At 42.5% G+C, this 20,361-nt stretch carries 19 protein-coding genes; 13 read left to right on the forward strand and 6 right to left on the reverse strand.

From position 1 onward, the window contains the following. Positions 1-226: 226 nt before the first annotated feature. Together V7K46_RS13175 and V7K46_RS13180 are read right to left on the reverse strand one after the other, a co-directional pair. The gene (locus V7K46_RS13175) at positions 227-607 is read right to left on the reverse strand and encodes a calcium-binding protein (RefSeq protein WP_335113730.1); all 381 of its coding nucleotides are present in this window, start codon (positions 605-607) and stop codon (positions 227-229) included. Positions 608-942: 335 nt separating this feature from the next. Next, positions 943-1,926 (reverse strand): DUF1517 domain-containing protein, encoded by a 984-nt coding sequence (locus V7K46_RS13180; protein ID WP_335113732.1) that lies wholly within the window; start codon positions 1,924-1,926, stop codon positions 943-945. Positions 1,927-2,867: 941 nt separating this feature from the next. Between V7K46_RS13180 and V7K46_RS13185 the strand changes: the two genes are divergently transcribed. After that, entirely contained in the window at positions 2,868-4,100 is a 1,233-nt protein-coding gene (locus V7K46_RS13185) for a glycosyltransferase family 4 protein (protein ID WP_335113734.1), read from the forward strand. Positions 4,101-4,528: 428 nt separating this feature from the next. Then, positions 4,529-5,377, forward strand: a complete 849-nt coding sequence (gene blaOXA / locus V7K46_RS13190) for a class D beta-lactamase (protein ID WP_335113735.1) — start codon at positions 4,529-4,531, stop codon at positions 5,375-5,377. Here the strand turns inward: blaOXA and thiS are convergent. Together thiS and V7K46_RS13200 are read right to left on the reverse strand one after the other, a co-directional pair. After that, positions 5,374-5,586 carry a sulfur carrier protein ThiS gene (gene thiS / locus V7K46_RS13195; protein ID WP_335113737.1) on the reverse strand — a complete coding sequence of 71 codons (213 nt, stop codon included), beginning with the start codon at positions 5,584-5,586 and terminating at the stop codon, positions 5,374-5,376. The two genes, blaOXA and thiS, sit on opposite strands and share 4 nt — an antisense overlap. Before the next feature lie 70 nt (positions 5,587-5,656). Continuing rightward, complete coding sequence (locus tag V7K46_RS13200) at positions 5,657-6,772, reverse strand: thiamine phosphate synthase (RefSeq protein WP_335113739.1); 1,116 nt, start codon at positions 6,770-6,772, stop codon at positions 5,657-5,659. Between the two features lie 897 nt (positions 6,773-7,669). Here V7K46_RS13200 and V7K46_RS13205 point away from each other — a divergent pair. From V7K46_RS13205 to V7K46_RS13215, 4 genes are all read left to right on the forward strand, one after another. Next, complete coding sequence (locus V7K46_RS13205) at positions 7,670-9,649, forward strand: DUF1565 domain-containing protein (protein ID WP_335113741.1); 1,980 nt, start codon at positions 7,670-7,672, stop codon at positions 9,647-9,649. A gap of 389 nt (positions 9,650-10,038) precedes the next feature. Continuing rightward, on the forward strand, positions 10,039-10,215 hold the full coding sequence (locus tag V7K46_RS32045; RefSeq protein ID WP_442939837.1) for a DUF6888 family protein: 177 nt from the start codon (positions 10,039-10,041) through the stop codon (positions 10,213-10,215). Then, positions 10,212-10,391 carry a DUF6887 family protein gene (locus tag V7K46_RS13210; RefSeq protein WP_100899738.1) on the forward strand — a complete coding sequence of 60 codons (180 nt, stop codon included), beginning with the start codon at positions 10,212-10,214 and terminating at the stop codon, positions 10,389-10,391. The genes V7K46_RS32045 and V7K46_RS13210 overlap by 4 nt, the downstream gene beginning before the upstream one ends. Before the next feature lie 75 nt (positions 10,392-10,466). Next, a complete protein-coding gene (locus tag V7K46_RS13215) occupies positions 10,467-10,652 on the forward strand; it encodes a hypothetical protein (RefSeq protein ID WP_335113743.1) in 186 nt (61 codons plus the stop codon). Positions 10,653-10,937: 285 nt separating this feature from the next. On the opposite strand, the gene V7K46_RS13220 is transcribed toward V7K46_RS13215, so the two are convergent. Beyond that, entirely contained in the window at positions 10,938-11,492 is a 555-nt protein-coding gene (locus V7K46_RS13220) for a hemerythrin HHE cation-binding protein (protein ID WP_335113745.1), read from the reverse strand. 722 nt (positions 11,493-12,214) lie between these two features. On the opposite strand from V7K46_RS13220, the gene V7K46_RS13225 reads away from it, so the two are divergent. The 7 genes from V7K46_RS13225 to V7K46_RS13255 all read left to right on the forward strand — a co-directional run bounded on the left by V7K46_RS13225 (position 12,215) and on the right by V7K46_RS13255 (position 18,964). After that, the gene (locus V7K46_RS13225; RefSeq protein ID WP_335113747.1) at positions 12,215-12,346 is read left to right on the forward strand and encodes a hypothetical protein; all 132 of its coding nucleotides are present in this window, start codon (positions 12,215-12,217) and stop codon (positions 12,344-12,346) included. Between the two features lie 92 nt (positions 12,347-12,438). Then, positions 12,439-13,419 (forward strand): caspase family protein, encoded by a 981-nt coding sequence (locus tag V7K46_RS13230; protein WP_335113749.1) that lies wholly within the window; start codon positions 12,439-12,441, stop codon positions 13,417-13,419. A gap of 19 nt (positions 13,420-13,438) precedes the next feature. Continuing rightward, the gene (locus tag V7K46_RS13235) at positions 13,439-14,518 is read left to right on the forward strand and encodes a hypothetical protein (RefSeq protein ID WP_335113751.1); all 1,080 of its coding nucleotides are present in this window, start codon (positions 13,439-13,441) and stop codon (positions 14,516-14,518) included. Beyond that, the gene (locus tag V7K46_RS13240; RefSeq protein WP_335113753.1) at positions 14,515-15,528 is read left to right on the forward strand and encodes an AAA family ATPase; all 1,014 of its coding nucleotides are present in this window, start codon (positions 14,515-14,517) and stop codon (positions 15,526-15,528) included. Before V7K46_RS13235 ends, V7K46_RS13240 begins: the two co-directional genes overlap by 4 nt. Next, on the forward strand, positions 15,489-18,029 hold the full coding sequence (locus V7K46_RS13245) for a hypothetical protein (RefSeq protein WP_335113755.1): 2,541 nt from the start codon (positions 15,489-15,491) through the stop codon (positions 18,027-18,029). Before V7K46_RS13240 ends, V7K46_RS13245 begins: the two co-directional genes overlap by 40 nt. A gap of 110 nt (positions 18,030-18,139) precedes the next feature. Further along, positions 18,140-18,394 carry a hypothetical protein gene (locus tag V7K46_RS13250; RefSeq protein ID WP_335113757.1) on the forward strand — a complete coding sequence of 85 codons (255 nt, stop codon included), beginning with the start codon at positions 18,140-18,142 and terminating at the stop codon, positions 18,392-18,394. Between the two features lie 147 nt (positions 18,395-18,541). Next, positions 18,542-18,964: a hypothetical protein gene (locus V7K46_RS13255; protein WP_335113759.1), complete on the forward strand. Its 423-nt coding sequence runs from the start codon at positions 18,542-18,544 to the stop codon at positions 18,962-18,964. Between the two features lie 134 nt (positions 18,965-19,098). On the opposite strand, the gene V7K46_RS13260 is transcribed toward V7K46_RS13255, so the two are convergent. After that, the gene (locus tag V7K46_RS13260) at positions 19,099-20,328 is read right to left on the reverse strand and encodes a TetR/AcrR family transcriptional regulator (RefSeq protein ID WP_335113762.1); all 1,230 of its coding nucleotides are present in this window, start codon (positions 20,326-20,328) and stop codon (positions 19,099-19,101) included. Between the last annotated feature and the right edge of the window lie 33 nt (positions 20,329-20,361).

A 20,361-nucleotide genomic window follows, 5' to 3' on the forward strand; every position in this document is an offset into this window, starting at 1 on the left:
AAGGCACAGCAATGATCATACGTGTCAACTTAAGGCAAAAGCCAGTCTAGAACAAGCTTTTAGAGATTGTCTTGTTCCCAGTCAGAGACTGGGAATGCCTAACGTGAGGCTCCGCCTCAAGACTTGCGGCACCGCAATTGATTTGCATTTCTAGCCAGAGGCTGAAAACGAGAATGTTGTAGCTGCTGGCAATCCCTGCCGCATCATTCGGTATTTATCCTAGAATTTAAAACTTATAACCTCTGGCAATCCAATAGAGCCAGTCTGCGATCGCTTCTTCAGTTTCGCTGTCAGCATCAATTGCTATTATTTCAGATAACTTTGCAGAATATACATCATCATCCTTACCATTAATGTAAGCTACTTCTACAAGCATATCTTTTAAGCACTCATCATCTGGGGCCATTCCCAGCACTTCCACTGGTTTCTCCTCGGTAGAACCTGATTTGCGTGCCTTCTTAGCCCATTTAGCCATAAAGGGAAAATTCAGAGTCTCTTCGAGGTAATAATACCAACCCATTGCCCGATCTTCTTTATCTTCAGCATCTACAATGATCTCTGTTTTAATGCGATGCTCTCGGTTTTCGTCGGCTTCAACACTAGGCATAAGATAACACTCTACGTATAATGCATTTTGATGATATTACCAAAGTCTAGCCTGGGAATAATTTTTCTACAAAATATTAAGTATATAGGACTTACGTAAAAGAGATACCCCAAACCCTTAAGAAAGAGGCTTTTAGAGCTATCCCCTTTTTTAGCGGGATTAGGGGGATCTAGGTTTCAGTTTTCAGTGCGTAAGTCCTGCTATATCTAAGTTATACAAAAAACCGCTTGTCATTGACAAACGGTTTTTTAGTTATTGCCCTCAAAGGGCAACTTATTTGTTGCGCCAACATGCCAAGTTCTTTCTTAGCACTAAAGCGTGAAATTTTTTAGAAGTTAAACAAGCCTCAAATCAGGATAATTTGCCAGTACATCATCAGATGTTAGGGTATCATTTTCAGCTTGCGGAGTCCAAAGAACTTCAATTGCCAGAAGTTTCTCACTGGGGATACTACCAATTTGGCGCAAAGCTTGACGCAAATCATCAGCACTGTTAATCGCTGTGGGAATTTCAAACTTGCCTAATGTCGCCGCCAGCAAGGTGACGATAATGTATTCTCCAGCGCCTTCAGTAAATAGGCGGGTGGGGTTGTCGAGTTCACCAGCCGGGGGTAAAGCATCTTTGGCTGAGGTTCCTCTTAACTGGTTATTGACATTAGAAAGAGTTTCTTCACTAAACTTGCTGCGTTCTGCCAGTGACAGCCGATTAAACTGACCTTCAGCTGAATTTAAACTGGCTTGTTGAGTGCCTCCACCTGCATATACAAAGTATTCGGGATGGCGGAGTAAAGCTAGGCTAGCTTCTTGCAGAACTTCTGTTCTCCCCTCTGGGGTGTTAGTATCAGCAGTTTCAGCAATGTGGTTGAGTTCATTTTGCAATTCACGGGCTTGAGCTAACAAACCTACTTGCAAACGAGTTACAGAAACAGGAGAGTTACTGCTGTAATCTGCTTCTGGAGTTTCACCGCCAGAGACGCGGCGGAAAGTTTGCAATAAGAAATTAGCGATCGCAAAGAAAATTAAGATGCCAAATAGACCACCAAATCCTCCGCCAATACCCCAGAAGGGAAGTAGGAAGGGAAAGCCAAAACCACCACCAAAACCACCACCAGGATAGTATCCGCCCCCACCAGGAGGTGCATAGGTGCGCGGTGTATAGGTGCGGCTAGAAGGCGCTCTAAAGGAGCCACCACCGATTCGACCTCCACTACGGGCCGCTAATGCGCCATCGGCGTGACTAAAAGCCAAAGTTAACACCAGTCCTAGCGCTAAGAAGGTTTTTAACAGTGGTTTGATGGTTTGTTGTAGTTTTTTACGCATAATACAATCGCTTGGAAAACTGAATTATTTATGATTTATCCCCATGCTCTTAGGAGTGTTGCGGTATGTCGCTTACGCCAGCCCGTAACAAGCAAGCTTTGTAGCATTCACTTTTAGAGGCTACATATTCAATTTACCGCGTCTTATTTTGGGTAGGCAGCGATCGCAGGGGGGATTTCTCGACTGGGGAACCGTACCTTAAGACTTCTTCATCATCACATAAATTTGCGATGTCTACGATGGTCACTGAGCGACTGGTGAGCGCAGTCGAACCATGTCGTACCCCTACGGGGAAGCAAGCTACGCGCAGCGTCTCGTGGAGAAGTGCGGGCTACGCCTACGGGCAATTCTTGCTACGTCTTGGACTACCACTTTCAGACTATAGTCTTGGATTATACTGATTATTTTGACTAATTTTTTTAATACTTTACCCTACTTATTTTATCACAAGGCGGGAGGATATTTTTAAATTATCAAAAGTATTTACTACATCTGGCGGCTTTTAATTTACGTATACGCCGTAGACTAGCAAGTGTCCATGATGCCCATCAGTAAGCGCAGCTAGAGCCTAAATAGCTATCAAATACTTATCCAATTTTTTGGCATTTTGGCACAACAGTCTAGAGGATTCAAGATATTCTACTGAACAGAGCTAAATTTAGTAATTTTCGCAACAGTTATTTACTGAGCAATTTGGCTATAAGTGCTAGTTTCTATTTATTGTTCATTCTGTACAGAAATTTTCAAGGATTGAGAAATTTACAGCAAAAATAAAATCAACACAATAAAAAAATAATCTTCCTGGCTAATTTTGTAAAATCAGCTTCAAATTTGTCTACCACATTCGTTTTAAAAGAAATAAAATAGTAATTAAGGCTTTGAAAATAATCCTAATTGTAAATAAATTAAAAATTATTTGAAATATAGTCATCAACTTTGTTATGGAACATATTTCTCAACTTACAGCCGAAATCACAGACAAAGCTGCATACCCAGATATCCTAGTTATATCTAGGATCTTCCTACCGAAAGAAGCTGTAATTGGGGAATATATCTACAATCGTTGTCTCCAAGATCCAGAACGAGTTATTGTGCTGGCGGCTAGTTGTTCAGGAGATCAAGTATTTGATCAAGGTCAACAGTTTCCCGTGTATCGCTGGTTTTACCCTAGATACTGGCGTAGTGGCTTTGTGGGGAGTATCCTGAAGCCTTTGGTCAATATCCTCTGCTCATTTGTACTAGCAATCAAACTTTATTTTCGTTATCACTACCGTTATATAGAGTGGGGTCACGGCTATGACTTTCCTTCACTGTTGCTATTGAGCTATTTGCTACCTATTCGCTTTTTTATCTATCTGCACGGGAATGATCTTCTTTATGTATTACACAATCCGGTGCTGCGATCGCTCTTTAAATTAACACTCAAACGAGCCGAAGGCATTGTTTGTAACAGTTCTTATACAAGAGACTACCTCAGAACTGCTTTGCGATTAGATACTCCTACCCACGTGATTAACCCAATAATCAGACCAGAAAAATTTGGTAATAATGTAGCGAGTCCCAGTAGCCTTGATGATTTACGTGTTCGCGTGCGTCAGACTTACAACATTCCCGAAACAGCAATAGTTATTCTTTCCATCGGAAGGCTAGAAAAACATAAAGGTTTCGACCGAGTAATTGATAACGTCCCACTATTACTAACTTTTGGGGTCGATGTCCACTATATACTCTGCGGTCAAGGGTCAAGTGAATCTGAACTGAAATCTCTGGCGCATCGGTTGCGGGTAGATAAGCGAGTCCACTTTGCTGGATATGTCCCAGAGCGAGAATTAGCAGGTTATTATGCAGCTTGCGATATATTTGCGATGCTGACTTTATCGGATACTAAAGCTAATAGTATGGAGGGTTTTGGTATGGTTTATTTAGAAGCAAGTTACTTCGGTAAACCTGTAATTGCCCCTCGCTTAGGCGGTGTTCTAGACACAGTTCAGCATGAAGAAAATGGGATACTGGTTAATCCCAATTCTGGGTATGAAGTTTTTCAAGCTTTCAATCGGTTGTGTAAAGACCAGCAACTACGTGAGCAACTCGGTCGCAAAGGTAAAGAATTAGCCAAGCGCAGAACCCTTCATCGATCGCTTTACAAATCAGAGGCGAAAAACGCGATTTTGTGAGATGAATGCAGATGGAGTAGGGGCGCACAGATGTCATTGGTGTCAACTTAAGCGCAAACCCTTTTAAAACCTCGTTTCCAGCCAGAGGCTGGAAATGCTTTTTCATTGCGGCTCTGACGCCAGCAAGGGAGGCGGAGCCTCTAGAACGGCGTTCCCAGTCTGAGACTGGGAACTAGACAATTGAAAAATGACCTGTAATACCAATTCACGAAAACTTTGAAACATATAGATTTCTCGTAGGGGCATGGCATTGCCATGCCCCTATCAACGTATTTATATCATTATTAAACTGACAAATAGCTTTGGAAACGAGCAAGATTGCAGTGTAGAATCTCGCTTGTGATTCGATTAAATATGCAATGAAAAATATCTTGTTTGGCATGTGGCAATCCCTTCGGCACTACGCAAAGCGCCGAACGCAATATCTTATGTTTACATTCATTGGATGTCTTGCTGTATTGAGTATGATTACCTTTGGGGCAATGTATGTTCTGGCTCAACCTGCTTCAACCTCATCTGAACGTCCAGCAATGCTCGCTGTTAAAGCGCCAAATTTTGGGCGACACTTTCAAGAATTCGCGCGTGAAGGCTCTATCTTGATTTACGACTCAAAAAACAACCGGATCTATGAACACAATCCTCAACGTAATGCAACTGCCATCGCTCCAGCTTCCACATTCAAAATTGTTAACGCACTGGTAGCTTTAGAAATAGGTGTAGTCCCTGATGATGTGGCGGTTCTCACTTGGGATGGAATTCACCGAGAGATTGATGCCTGGAATCATGATACGAATTTGCGTCAAGCCTTTAAAGATTCAACTGTTTGGTTCTATCAAGTATTAGCACGTAGGGCTGGATATGAACGGATGCAGCAATTTATTAATAAAGTAGGCTACGGTAACCGTCAGATTGGCACTGTCGCAGACATTGATCATTTTTGGCTACAACAGCCATTGCAAATTACACCCAAACAGCAAATTGAGTTTTTGCAACGGTTGTATCAAGGCGATTTGCCTTTCTCGCAACGGACAATAAATCTTGTCAAAGACATTATGGTACGTGAACAAACTCCAGACTACACACTGCGAGGAAAGACAGGATGGTTAACGAGTACTAAACCAGAAGTTGGTTGGTTCGTCGGTTATTTAGAGCAAAATAAAAACGTCTACTTTTTCGCCACAACCCTTGATATGCAGAAACCAGAAGATGCAGCCGCCCGGATCGAGATTACACGACGCAGCCTTAAGGATTTGGGCTTGCTGGCTCAAATTAACTAACCACCACCAACGATAGTTACCACTTCTAAGCGATCGCCTGGTTGCACTTTTGTTTGCGGCCAAAATTGGCGGTGTAAAATTTCCCCGTTATATTCTACAGCCACCAAGCGGGGGTTAAAACCCAACTGTTGCAGCAAATCGGGTAAAGAAGTTTGAAACGAGCAGTTATGGGTTTCCCCATTTACCTGAACCGTAATTTCATTGGACATAAATATGGGGAATAGGGAATTCGGTATTGGTTACTCACTTTGGGCTAAAGACAAATGACAAATGACTCTTTTAAAGTTCTGGTTTAATGCGATTGAGTTGGGACAAGAAATATTGTGTTACTAGGGTAGGCTGTTCGGCTTGCATGAGCGATCGCACCACTGCTACACGTTCGGCTCCGGCATCGATCACATCATTGATATTATTGGCATCTATTCCCCCAATGGCAAACCAGGGAATTGAGCAATTTTTGGCAGCATAACTGACATATTCTAAACCTGTTGCGACCTTACCTACTTTCGTGGGAGTTTCATAAACTGGCCCCACGCCGATGTAATCTACACCTTCAGCAATTGCTCCTTGCATTTCTTCTTTATTTGTGGTAGAAAGACCTATCAGACGCTGCGAACCGAGTAATTGCCGAGCAACAGCAATGGGCATATCTTGTTGTCCCAGATGCACCCCATCTGCATCGACTGCCAAAGCTACATCCACGCGATCGTTAACAATGAACAAAGCACCATAGATATGGCATAACTGCCGGAGTTTTCTAGCTTGTTCCAAACGCAAAGAATCATCGGCGGTTTTGTCGCGGTATTGTAAAAGCGTTAATCCACCTTTAAGTGCAGCTTCGACGTTGTTCAACAAATTTTCATGTGGGGAAGTAACAAGATACAAACGCGATCGCCACAACAATTGATGGCGCTGATGACCCATTAAACTACTTTCTAGGGTATAAACCTGATAGCGCATCTGCTTACAAGCTTTAGCCATAGTTGGGTGGTAAAGCTTGCCGTATTCTTCCAGTACCCGCAATGCTTCTTCTATGCGGCAAAAGTTAGCTTGCAATACTGATTTTATACTAGCTCGTTGTTCTTCCTGAGGATGGGTTAACTCAGTTCCAGGATCGCCTGGTGTATCTCGCGCCGCCCGCAATTCCGGGGTATGCAACTTGGCTACCTCTTGTCGCAAGCGTTTGCATTCAAGAGCCAACTGGGCATTATTCAACCCAAAGCGACACCATTCCTCGATAATTCGCAAGCCTTCACGAGCGCGGTCTAAATTGGCATCTAAAATGCGGTAGACAACCTGCTGTATTTGCTCTTTTTGGCTGTATGGCTCGACCATTACAACAACCCCGTTAGTGCTTTCATCGAAGTGTGAATTATCATATATCGTAGTAACCATAATTAATTTGCTTTTTTTTACTCAAATTTTGCAAAGTTTACGCAAAAAGACGTAGTAGTGAGAGTTACGGTAAATTATCCCATGTTCCTATAGGCAGTGATAAGGGTAGTTTGAGGCTACAGTTTTGCACTAAGGTTAGTCAAGTATTTTACGGTAAACGACAAGCTTACAAAGGACTGGTAAGAGCGGATACACCAGAAAATCCCCAATGGGCAAATTAAACTTGAGACTGCATGGATATTATTTAGAGAGCATTAGTCTTTGAGGAAGATTTAAATATCAATGTTGGTATCAAGGTGGAATGCAAATAGTTTCCGTTAGAGAACTTGAAAATCTTCTTAATTCAGATACTGTAAATCAATCGCAACAAGTTCGTTACAACTTCTTATTAAACGTTTCCCAAGAGATTCAAGATATTATCGAAAATTGCCGTTTTACCTGGGAAGGAAACGACCCTTTAAATGCATTTCCTGTTTTAAACGTTAACCTGATAGCCGAAAGCAAATTTTTGATGTCAATTCATTAGCACACCACGGCGTAAATAGAGCAACCATTTAAAATCCCTAAAAAGCCCATTCCATAATACTTTTGACTTTTGAACGCCAGTTGCTTCTCCTAAAGGAGACGCTGCGCGTAGCTTGCTTCCCCGTAGGGGTACAAGTCGGCAGAGCCGCCCAACGCACTGGCTCCTTTTGATTTTTGACTTCCGCCTTGCGGTACTAGCCGCCACCCCGAATACTATCATCTGGGATGATAGTGCTATAAAGAATAACTCAATATCAATTATTACTATGTATTAAAAATCGCCAATTGCACAATATATGGGTAATATTATCGACATAATACTTTTTATAGAGTATAAGAATTTATTGTTACTTATAAGGAGTTGTGTTAAAGATGATTCCCCCTCGTGTGTTTTCTAAGTACCGTAGAGTAGATGTTCTGATTGCAAAGCTGAAGTTTCTGAAATCAGCAAGGCTTTTATTTTTTAGTTTTTCAGTATTATCTTTTACCGTAGGCATGGTAGCGGTAAGTATAGCGTTCTTGGGTACAAGCCTGGGTAGTGCGTCAGCAAAGCTCGCCGTTCGCGGAGCGTCTCCGACAGGAGAAGGCATCGCTCAGATTCCATTGACACCAGATTCAGCACCTCTGGGTGAAAAAACAAGTTCTCAGGTGAACGTGCTCTTTGTCAACCCAAGTGGCGGAGATGACAGCAGAGGTAATGGCAGCGAATCCGCTCCGGTGAAAACAATTACCCAAGCGTTGCGATTAGCTAATACCAATACTGTAATTATGCTCTCCACGGGCACTTATAGCGCCGAGACAGGAGAGATTTTCCCCTTAATACTGAAACCGGGTATTTCAATTCAAGGTAACCCTAGCAATCAAGGAAAGGATATTATCATTCAGGGAGGTGGTGATTACCTGAGCCGGAGCTTTGCCGGTCAAAATGTCGCAATTGTCGGAGCAGACCAAGCCTTGCTGACTGGGGTGACGGTGACGAACTCCAATCGCCGTGGTTACGGTTTATGGATTGAATCTAGCAATCCGGTAGTCGCGGAAAATACATTTATTGGTAGTACCCAGGATGGGATTTCCGTCAGTGGTAATGCTGCACCTACCATTAGCAAGAATTATTTTGATCGCAATGGAGCCAATGGCATCACAATTGCCGGTAATTCCAGTCCCCAAGTGAAGGAAAATGTCTTTCACCAAACGGGTTATGGGATCAATATTGCCCAAAATGCTGCTCCTATAGTCATAGGCAATCAAATTCAGAATAATAGATCGGGAATTGTGGTACAAGCAAATGCCCGCCCGATTTTGCGGAATAATTCTATTCAAGATAGTAAAGAAGATGGTTTAGTTGCGATCGCTCAAGCAATGCCAGATTTGGGTAATGCATCCGAACCTGGGGGTAATGCATTTCAAAATAATGCTCGTTACGATATTAACGCCAGCGCTGCTAAACAGGTGATTTCTGCTGCTGGTAACAACCTTGTGAGCGATCGCATCACTGGCAAGGTAGATATTAACGGTACAACAGCACTAGCAACCCAAAATTCTCAACCCGCCCCTGTCCCCAATAATGTGTTACGAGAAATACCACCAACTGGGGAAATCACCTTTTCAGCTGCTGGAGTTTCTGAAACTACTAATGGGCAAACCAGCAACAGCATTTCACCAAATAATCCTGTTTCTAGACAATTAAACAGTCAATTGCTGCCATTAGTGCCAGCTAGTATGCCACTTTCCGTGCCCATATCCAATCAACAGCAAGCAACCTCTAAAGTTGCCGGTTTTCCTACTCCTAGCAGCTTGTCAGGTAGACAAATACCAACTAACACTTCAAGAGTTGCAACTTCCAGTCCAGCAGAGCCGCCTGATACACCACAGTTGAATTATGTGCGGATCGATCCCAATACGATTGAGTTTACTGCTCCTCAGTACCCATCCAATTCAGTAGCACAGCCACCAGTTCCCAGCGTGAGGGATCAAACACAGCAGCCATTACCAATACTAGAAACTGCTGCCCCAAATGCTGAAGCACTTTTGCCAGTTCCTGTAGGCGTAGCCCGTCGTAGACATCACAATATCCCCATTGCTAATACTCGCAATATGCGAACAAGTTCTGCAAGTATTCCTTATAGTGGTAATGCGACACAATTTGGTATCCGCTATCGCATAGTAGTCCCACTCTTCACTGATAAGGATAAAGATTTAGTGCGATCGCTTGCTCCAGATGCGTTTCCCACAGTTTGGCAAGGTCAAAGAGTTATGCAAGCAGGAGTATTTAGCAGTGAATATAACGCTAAAGAAATGCTCAAAACACTCTCTAGCAACGGTTTAAGGGCCATTATGGAGCCGTTGAATTGAGTAGGGAATTGGGCATCCCTTCGACTTCGCTCAGGGCAAGTGGGAATGGGGTATGGGGCAAAAGATATGGAATTAGCGAGAAAAGCACCTCAAAATGAATATTGATCTACTTGAAAGAGCGATCGCTTCCTACTGTGGGGAGGCATCTCTGAGTCTGCACGCGATCGCGGTTAGGCATAAGTTGAATTAGCGATCACGTTTTTGTTTTAGGGAGCGCGATCATTTAATCTTTGCACTCATCATTCACTTTTCTGCTTAAGCTAAGTACTAAACTTAATTTGATACTTTATTCTCTCTTCACTTTTCAGCGGAATTTATGATTGACAAAAGCTATGTGATCCTAACTTGTCACGAATAAAGCGATTTAATTTTATTCAATGGTAAGAGGTATGGAACCGACCATCGAGCAACTTAAAGCATTCTTTGACTTTTGCGTTCGGGCTAGTAATTTGCTTAGAGATATAGCATTGGTTAGATTTGATGAGAGGACAAGCCAAATCGTGATTTTGATAGGCGAAACCATTCAAATAGAAATTCTTAGTAATGGGGAGAACATTATCCGATGACAGACTATTTAACTCTTAATGAGCAAGAATTAAGACAATATGTGATATCAAACCCCCAGGATGAGGAGGCATTTCAGCATTACCTCAGCATCATGAGAGCGAAACCAGGAGTAGTGGTCAGCACTCCAGAACAATTAGAGGCTGAGTTAAAACGGCGTATTAATCAAGCTAGTTAACATAGAACCCGTTACTGACATTCCAGTAACGGGGTTTTTTCAATTTACAGCTTGACTCAATGTGAATTTTGGGACTTGCCTTCAGCCATCATCTTCTTGGATATTCCCGCGATCGCACACCCTTATATCTGCACTGATTTGGCGACTTGCGTCTGGATACAGCAGGCTGAGTTTTTTCCGTTTTATCAACTTTCGGTGATTGGCGATCGGCTAAGATATCCAGGGCAGACAAATGACGAAACTCGACGGAACAAGGAGTAGCGTTACTGTCAGTATGCCAGATTTTTATCGTTTTACCAACATTTGGTAATTTGTTGGGATTTAAGTTCTATCTTGATCAGTAAGCATCACTGTAACTACTGTTACAATGATGCTCACTATGAAACGTAATTATAAAGGTTTCAGTCGGTAAATTTGAGATCCCCTTAATTGGGATAATTGTTTTGAGTTAGAGATGATTCACTCTTGAAAAGTATGCTTCAATGTAGCATAAATCAGATGAATCTATTACGCTCCCATGAATGATGCGCCCTCTGCCACTCATTGCTAGCTTACCGCACTGCTTACAACACCCTTAAGGGCTGCAATTCCCTGTTCAATGCTAGCCCACAGCCCCATGTCGGGTTCCTTACCGGCTATCTCTCGCGTTCCGACGAAGTAAAGAACGCCTTTAAGAATCTCCTGGTGAGCGCGATTTTCAAAATTAACTCGGTTGAGCGGTTCCATCATATCTTGAAGCTCATCATTCAAGGACTGGGCAACCTTGTGTAAAACCAGCCCGGTCATTGTCTGTTGATGCTTTAGCAACTCAAGCTGTAAGTACTTGTCATACAGAGTTAGCTCGGAGCCGCTCATCATTTGGTCTACCTTCTGGGCATGTTGTTGAGTAATGTCGCGAGGTTCTGCGGGGTTGCCGTATCTAGAAATAACTGCTTCGATGATGCCGAGATTTTCGCGATCGCTCTTAATCATTCCTTCGAGCCGCTCGCAAATTGTATTGTCGTCCGTCTGTGCTATTAACTTTTGCTCAGTTTCCAACAGAACATTCTGAAAAAGCTTTAGATCACCAAGCTTAGTCGCTATATTTGTCACATTGGTCATATTATTAATTCCAGACTACAGGTTTTATCGGTTATCACAAGCAAACTCACTTTTTCCATATTCTCGTGAGATTCAAGTAAGTCCGTCCCTCTTCAGAAAGATTTATATCAAGTTCGTCATAGCAGGCTATCAACGCTAAATGGCACGAATAAAAGCGGAAATCCTTACCAGATGAAGATTACAGCTTTTCATGAATGAGTAGTGAGAAAAGCACTTCAAAATGAATATTGATCCACTTGAGAGAGCGATCGCTTTCCTACTGTAGGGAGGCATCGCTCTTTTAGTCAAGGAGGCGATCGCATTTTGGGAAGTCGGTCAAAAGGCGATCGCGGTTAGGCATAAGTTGAATTAGCGATCACGTTCTTGTTTTAGGGAGCGATCAGGGAAAGCATTCTTTATCCATCACCTTCATCTAGATATTTCAGGAAAGAATGAACACTTCCAAAGTAATTGGGATCGATACCATGTCAGTACCCATCATGATGGTTTATTAAATTTTAGTGCGTTTGTACGATCGCTATCAGCCCCAAAGAGAATTGACAACTTGTATTTATTCGTTCCTTGCAGTCAGCCTGGCAAATATGAAGGTCAGATCCTTTTTATTCCTTTTTTTGATTGTCATTGCTAATTTAGCGACTTGCGTCTGGCTACAGCAGGCTGAGTTTTTTCCGTTTTACCAACTTTTGGTGATGGGGATCGGCTAAGATATCCAGGGCAGACAAATGACGAAACTCGACGGGACAAGGGGTAGCGTTACCGTCAGTATGCCAGATTTTTATCGTTTTACCAACATTCGGTTATTTGTTGGCAATAATTTGATTGACCTTTTGGCAATCAGAAGTCGCAAGCGTTAATTAAAGACACCTTTTGCAATTTTTCGGAAAACAGTATGCTGATTCTGTATCAGAAGATCAAACGTTAAATATTTTTTCCGAAAAATATAAATATGATCCAAACCTTCAAACAAGGGTACGCTCTTATTATCGGAGTAGGTGCGGACTTGCCTATCACAATTGATGATGCTACTGCCATTGCAAATCTGCTATGCGATTCATCTCGTTGTGCCTATCCTACAGAGCAAGTACATTTGCTAACTGGCGAAGAAGCAAATGCTACAAATATCTTATCTGCTTTAAGTTGGCTAGCTGATGTGACTGGAAAAGATGATACAGTCATCGTTTACTTTTCCGGTCATGGAATGGAAACACCAGATTATTATTTAATGCCTTACGGATACAATTTGAGAAATTTGCAGGGTACGGCGATTCTTGGATCTACATTCACCCAACATTTGCAAGCTATTCAAGCACAAAAATTAGTGGTAATCCTTGATTGTTGCCATGCTGGTGGACAAGCTGAAGCAAAGGGAGCAATTAAATCACCTTTACCACCGTCTACGATCGCGCAATTGGGTAGCAGCAGTGGTCGAGTTATACTGGCTTCGTCCCGCAAAGATGAAGTTTCTTGGACTGGACAACCATACAGTGTTTTTACAGCAACATTGTTAGAGGCGATGGCTGGCTATGGAGCATTTGAACAAGACGGCTACGCCCGTATTTTGGATCTAGCAATGTGGCTAGGACGCAAGGTTCCAGAACGCACACAAGATAAACAGCATCCCATTATTAAAATTAGCAATTTAGAAGATAACTTTGCTTTAGCCTGGTATGCTGCTGGTGAAAAAAGACCGCATCCACTACCAAATTGGACATATAATATTCCATCCATTACACCAAGGTTGGATACTGCTCAAGTAGCGACCTGGAAGCGGATGTTGACCAATTATCGTAAAAACTTACAACTGATCGATGAGCGGATGAGTGAATATATTGATTTTATTGCTATTCCACTACAACTAGAAAATAATCGACGTTTGACAGAAACTAAGATTGCAGAGTTGGAACAGAAACTAGGGATAAAACCTTAAACATTATTATACTAAAGTAATGACTCAGGAACAAATCGAATCTATTCAGAAACAGATTACCGAAACTGAATCTAATTTGCGTCTTATTCAAGAGCAAAAATCTAACTATGTTGAATTTACAAGTATTCCACTCGATTTGATAAAGAATGAAAAGTCTCAGCAAACAAAGTTGAATAAACTTCAAGAATGTTTAGTTACACTTAATAAACGCTTTCAAGAAACCAGAGAAAGTCGTCCTATTCCTCCTCTACTACCTTATCTTTGCGATCGTAGTGAACAAGAATATCATTTAGCTCAAGCATTAAAAAGACTGAATCAACGACCCCATCGACCTCTTGTCTGCATTATTCATGGCGACGATTTTCAAAGTCATGACATGTTTCTAGAGCGTCTCAAACAAGTTTCGCTACCTAAGCTCATTTACTTAGATACTGATAAAATTGCCGTTACTGACTATCTTCTCAGTTGCCCTTCAAGACTGCCAAAAATTGACGATCTTCACAATCAGCTTGAAAATAAACTTGCTGAAAGATTACTTAATCATGGCTTTGTATCAAAGGAGGAAATCAACAATTTTTTAGCGGGACATCCCGGTCCAGTGATAATCCATACCCACTTTTTTACCGGGGATTGGCAACAGCATGGTTCCAAAGTTATCGAAAGTTTTATCAAATTTTGGCAACATTGGCCAGATATTCCTCCTGGTAATTATGTCTTTATATTATTATTTATTAAATATCAGGTGAAAAAAGAATTGAGTATCAAAAGATTTTGTTTAAAATTCAAAAATAAAATTATTTATAAATTTATCGAGCAATTATCATTGTCTAACTTTTCTCAATTTGGCAGACTTATAGGCGCAGTTTTACCAGAACTGGATGGTATAACTAGAAGACAAACAGAGGATTGGGCACGCGACAAAGATACAAAACATTTTTGGGGTGAGGAGAAAATCGAAGATTTGATGAGTAAAATTAGAGATATTTTTGAGCAATGGGAGAAGGAAAAGTCTTCTAACACTATTCCTATGGAACATTTGGCTAGAAAGTTGACACAGATTTTACAAAATTCCTCGATTGTCGAGGAGGAACGCAGATGAAATTCCCCTTTTATGCTGGTGATGGCAAAAGGCAGCGAAGCGATGTACCAGCAACTTTGCCGATATCACAGCGTTCACAAATGATGAGACCAGAAAACTACATTGCAGATGCTGGATTGGCTGATGCTTGTAATGTTGCTTTGCTTCTGGGACAACCCCTCTTATTGACTGGAGAACCTGGTACTGGGAAGACTCAGTTTGCTTATAGTGTAGCTTGGGAACTTGGTTTTGAAGACCCACTCAAGTTTGAAACCAAATCTACAAGTACAGCCCGTGAACTATTTTACAACTATGACAGCTTGAAGCAATTTCAAGATGCTCAGAGCGGTATAACAAACAGAAGCCCTCTTAATTATTTGACATATTGTGCTTTGGGCAAGGCCATTTTGCTGACTAGAGAAAAGTCTGAAGTTGTAAAATTTCTCCCGCAAGATTTTGTCCATCCTGGCAAAAGACGCTCTATTGTTCTTATTGATGAAGTAGATAAAGCACCCCGTGATTTCCCCAATGACATCCTTAACGAATTGGAGCAGTTATATTTTCGAGTACCAGAACTAGGGAATGTCAAAATTGCAGCTAATCCCGAATTACAGCCGATTATTATCATCACCAGTAATTCTGAAAAAGACTTACCGGACGCATTTTTAAGACGCTGTGTCTACTATAATGTTCCGTTTCCAGCTCGCGATCGCCTAGCGGAAATTGTTGCTAACCGATTAGGTTTATACTCTGCGGGTAGTAGTGAGTTTCTCAACACCGCTTTGGATCTGTTCTTTGAGCTAAGGGCGACTTCAAGTGGCTTACGGAAGAAACCTGCAACTGCTGAACTCTTGGGTTGGATGATCGCACTGCGAGAAATATCAAATCGTCAAGAGAATCCGCTTACTCAACCTGAATTAGTGCTGCGAACACTCAGCAACTTGATCAAAACCGCAGAGGATCAAGACAAAGCCAAGAGGATAGTCAAGCAATGGATAGAAAACCGCAACAAGAAAACCCAAGCTGGCTAACTCCAGAGGTGTTAATCGAGTTCGTTGATGAGCTCCGCGATGCAGGCTATAAAATCGGCGTATCACAGTATATTGTCGTCCAAGACCTTATACTTGCCCTGATTGCCCAAGGAGATAATCTCGACCGACCCCAGAGATTCAAAAGTCTTCTAAGTCCATTGCTTTGCCATTCGCCAACTGAGCAGGAAGATTTCTATCAACGATTTGACCAATGGCTGCAACGCATGGGTTTTATCGTCAGCCAGGCTGGACAAATAGACACTAAGGCAGAGGAACTACAACAGGAGTTGTTCACTATTAAAAAGCAGTGGCGAAAATGGCAACGGTGGTCGCTGGTGGTAATTCCGTTCCTGACTGTTATAGCCTGGCTTATTCTATGTTTAGTTTCATTTCAGCTCAGATTTTCAACTAAACCTCAAAACCCAAACATTCAACCTCCAAACTCTCCTGTAAATTGGCAATCTGTCTTGAGAGTGTTACTGCTGAATTGGCAATCTATCCTAGCAGTATTACTGCTTATCGTCTTTGTTACCTTCCTCGCCTGGAGAATTTGGTGGTTTTGGCGGGCGCGTCAATTTCTCGTGCGCCATGCGACTAATCAACAACCGCAACTTGAGCAAGTGTCTATTCCTGGCTTAGATGAGGAATTGTTTCCCAAAGTTTTGTTTTTGCGTATTGCTCAAGATTTGAGGCGACGCATCCGAGTTCCATCTACAGAACTTGATATTAATAGGACGCTAAAAAAAAGTGTGCAGCGAGGGGGTTGGTTCACGCCAGTATATAGCTATCGTCAAGTTTTCCCTGAATACTTGGTGCTAATTGATCGCGCAAATTACGGCGATCACCAGGCAAGATTTGTTGAGGAAATGATCGACAGGCTGAAGCTGAATGAGGTTTTCATCACAGGCTACTACTTTGATAGCGATCCTCGCGTCTGCTTTTCGATGACAGGAAAAGGGCCTCCCTGCACGCTCAATAAAATTGCCGCAAAATATAGTGAGTACCGCTTGATTATTTTCTCAGAAGCTCAGGGATTGTTTAGTTCACGCACTGGTGAACTCGAACGTTGGAGCGATTTGTTTTCCAGTTGGAGCGATCGCGCTGTGTTAACACCAAAACCTTCAGAAAACTGGGGATATCAAGAACTAGAATTATCGCAGCAGTTTATTGTTCAACCCGCCACACCTGAAGGGTTAATGAACTTGATACGTAGCATTCAATCTGGAAAATCGCCCTATGAACCTTCAGAAAATATAAGGGCACCTTTCCCAGAAGAGTTGAGAGTGCGATCGCGCCGCTGGATTCAACGAGATCCACCGGAGTCATTAGTGATCGATGAGGTGTTGAAATCACTCCGCCGATATTTGGGCAAGGCTGGTTATGACTGGCTGAGTGCTTGCGCTGTATTTCCAGAACTGCATTGGAATCTCACATTGTACCTGGGCAATACACTCCAAAGCGAAGATGGTCGCACCCTCCTCCAAGCTTGTCATCTTAATGATCTGGCTGGCTTACCGTGGTTTCGGCAAGGTTATATGCCTGACTGGCTAAGGAAAAGACTGATTTCTGATATTCCCCGTCCACAGGAACAGGATATACGTTCAGCGATTGAAGCGTTGTTAATCACTGCTGTTCAAGGTAATGTTGGCGGTATGCAATTGGAAATTGCCAGGAAGAACGCTAATGTCCTCTCAAAGTTAGCCCAACCGCTTCTGCGTTTGTTGGCTAAGAGAGCATCAGAGGATAGTCTATTGCGCGATTACATTTTTCTGGACTTCATGGCTGGTAGTGAGTACAAGCAACTGGCAGTTCGTTTACCGGAAGCGTTGTATGATTTGCTTCATCCCCAAGGAATAGGCTGGAGGCTTTGGCTGAGATGGGTGCTGGGAACCACCTTGAGTTCGGCTTTAGGTTGGGGTGTAGCCGTGTTAGCAGCCAATTTAGTCGCAGCAGAACCCGCAAAAACAATAATACTGCTTCTTTTTATAGCCATAGGTGGGATTATAGCAGGAGCTATACAACTGTACATCTTACAATTGTATAGCTCGAAGATAGGCGGTTGGATATTAGCTAGTTGGACAGTGACTTGCTCCCTTTTGGAGCTTTTGCCATTTAGTACGTTGATATCTGTAAGTTGGACAGCCACCACAGTTATAGTCGCAGCTATAGTCGCCGCTATAGTTGCAGCTATAGTCGGAGTCATTCAATCGCATATCTTGCGCCAAATTTTGCGTCGGCGTATATTATGGTATGGCATGTGGACTTTGTTGCATATCTTGGGTAATTCCGTAAGCTGGCTAACTATCCTTATAGCCGATGGGATTTACAACGCATTGGGAAGCACAGCCATAGCAGGTTTCGTTACTGGCGCTATCATGGGAACTGTTTTAGGGCTTGCCTCCGGTGCTAGTACAGGCGCTGCATTGCTTTGGCTGCTGCGGCAACCTATCACTACCGATAATAAATTAGAACCAAAGGCAAACATCCACACAGAGGCATAAAAGCAGTAGATGATCCTTTTCAGCGCGATCGCCTTTGCCGTAAGTTTGGTTGAGCTAAGGAAACCCATCATCTAATACTCCGACACGATTTCAAAGTACCTCAACATGACTTGGAAGTACTCCAACATGATTTCAAAGTACCTCAACATGACTTTGAAGTACTCCAACACGACTTTCAAGTACCTCGACATGACTTTCAAGTACCTCGACATGACTTTCAAGTACCTCGACATGACTTTCAAGTACTCCAACACGACTTTCAAGTACTCCAACACGACTTTCAAGTACTCCAACACGACTTTCAAGTACTTCAACACGACTTCGAGGTATTTGTTGCTGAGTTAAGTAGCTTTTTTGACAAATAAAATAAAAAGTCCAGTATAATTCACTAAAAATAATCAAGTCGATGTCAATTTGCTTTAATTTTTCCGAATTATTTCTCAGAGAAGTTTATGGTTGCATTGGCTACAGTATATGCAGTAACCCTATAACCGCCTTCAGGAGCGCATTTCATGGCACGACTAAAACGCAGTTCATCCACTCTCGAAAAAGCTCTCCGTCGAATTGCAGGAATGCGATCAATTAGCTCTACGCTAGAATTTGGCAACGGATTGAGTTTGACAGACTACGACAGCCGCATCCAAACCTTGCAAACTCAGCTATCAATTTATAACACTTTACTCTCTACCCTGGATGAAATGACAGGTCGCCTTTCTCTCACTGAAGAAGAATTGCGCGGCTATTCTGAAAAGATGTTAATGAGTGTGGCTACTCATTATGGTAAAGACAGTTTGCAATATGTCCAGGCGGGAGGCAAGCAACGCAAAAATTTATCACGCCGTTTGAGCAACACCCAATCCCCATCCGATAGTACAGCTACACTCTTGAATAGTGCAAACAACAATGGTAGAGAAACCCCTGTTGTATTACCTTAATCGTTTGACTGCATCATGCTAATGATTGCTCCTTTATTTAATTACAAATGGGGCGATCGCTTTCCTATTCTTCTTCAGTTTTGTTTAAGTCCCGTTATTCTCCTTATCTCCCCATCTCCCTTATCCCCACTCCCCTATCCTGGCTTATGATCCAAACGAGTCGCTTGCTCTAGGGCGGCTTTTTCTTTGGCTCGGCGGACATAGGGTTGTAATTGCGTGCGATCGCAACCTGTTAAAATAATCAAGTTTTCTAAGGTGATCCCCCGCATTAACATTTCTACGCGCCAGGTTTGTTGTGCTTGTGCTATAGCTGGTCTTTGTCCTTGGGGAGTTAATAGCCCTTCACTCCATACTTGCCAACGTGTCTCAAGCTCTGATTCTGAGATGGGTGTGCTTGTCTCATTCAGAAACATGGCTGTTTGAGCATCTTTACGACTTTTGTGCCATTTGATTAAAGGATTATTAGTAAAAGAACCGTAGCGTTTGCCCAAAATCCACTGATTCACAGGCACTTGACGGACGAATCCGGGGATTGTGATTTGGAGGAAGTGCCCTTGAGTATCGTAGATTTGGTGCGATCGCTCTAAGCTAATTATTTCTGTGGCAGATAACCCAGCCCCAAATAACACATAAGCCAAGGCATAATCTCGTACTCCCCATTTTCTGGCTTGTTGCAGAATTTCATGAACTAAACTAGCTGGTAAATCAGCTATTTCTGTGGTGGTGAACCCTCCTTGTAAGGAGTTTATTGCTGATTCTGCTGAAGGTGACATGGCTCCATGTAAAAACAACTCCACCAAATTTTCCAGAAAATCATCCCGATCCTCCCAAAGTTCGTGAAATTCGCTGGTGAACTCAATTACTGCATATCCCAAAATCATCCCATTTAACAAACTTGCTAATTTTTCTGCGGGTAAATAGGTATTTAGGTGTCCTTGCTGGATTACAGTAGCTAAATACTGAGCTACATAACGGTTTGCCTCAGTTACTCCCCTGCCTAGTGCGCGGCGATTTTCTGCCGGGAATTGGTCGGCTTCACCTACCACAGATCGGACAAACTCTGGTACTCTTTCTAATGCATGTAAGCTATCACTTGCATAATCTTTAAGAGCTTGGTAAACATTGCCAGGAGGTGTTGCCCGCCGCACCAGCGACTCACCTAAATCCTTGAAGGCTGCGGACTCTTCCAGCACAGCCAAAAGCAGTCCATGCTTATTGCCAAAATTCCGAAATAGAGTCACTTCGTTGACTTCGGCTTTTTCAGCAATTTGGCGGGTTGTGGTAGCGCTGACTCCCTGAGCAGAAAACAATTCAAGTGCAGCTTGAATCAGGCGTTGACGAGTGGAAATGATTTGAGACGACATAGAAAAATGCAAGTGGCACTTGCACGGATATCA

Origin of the sequence: Nostoc sp., assembly GCF_036917395.1 — a bacterium.
In the GTDB taxonomy this organism is placed as follows: domain Bacteria; phylum Cyanobacteriota; class Cyanobacteriia; order Cyanobacteriales; family Nostocaceae; genus Nostoc.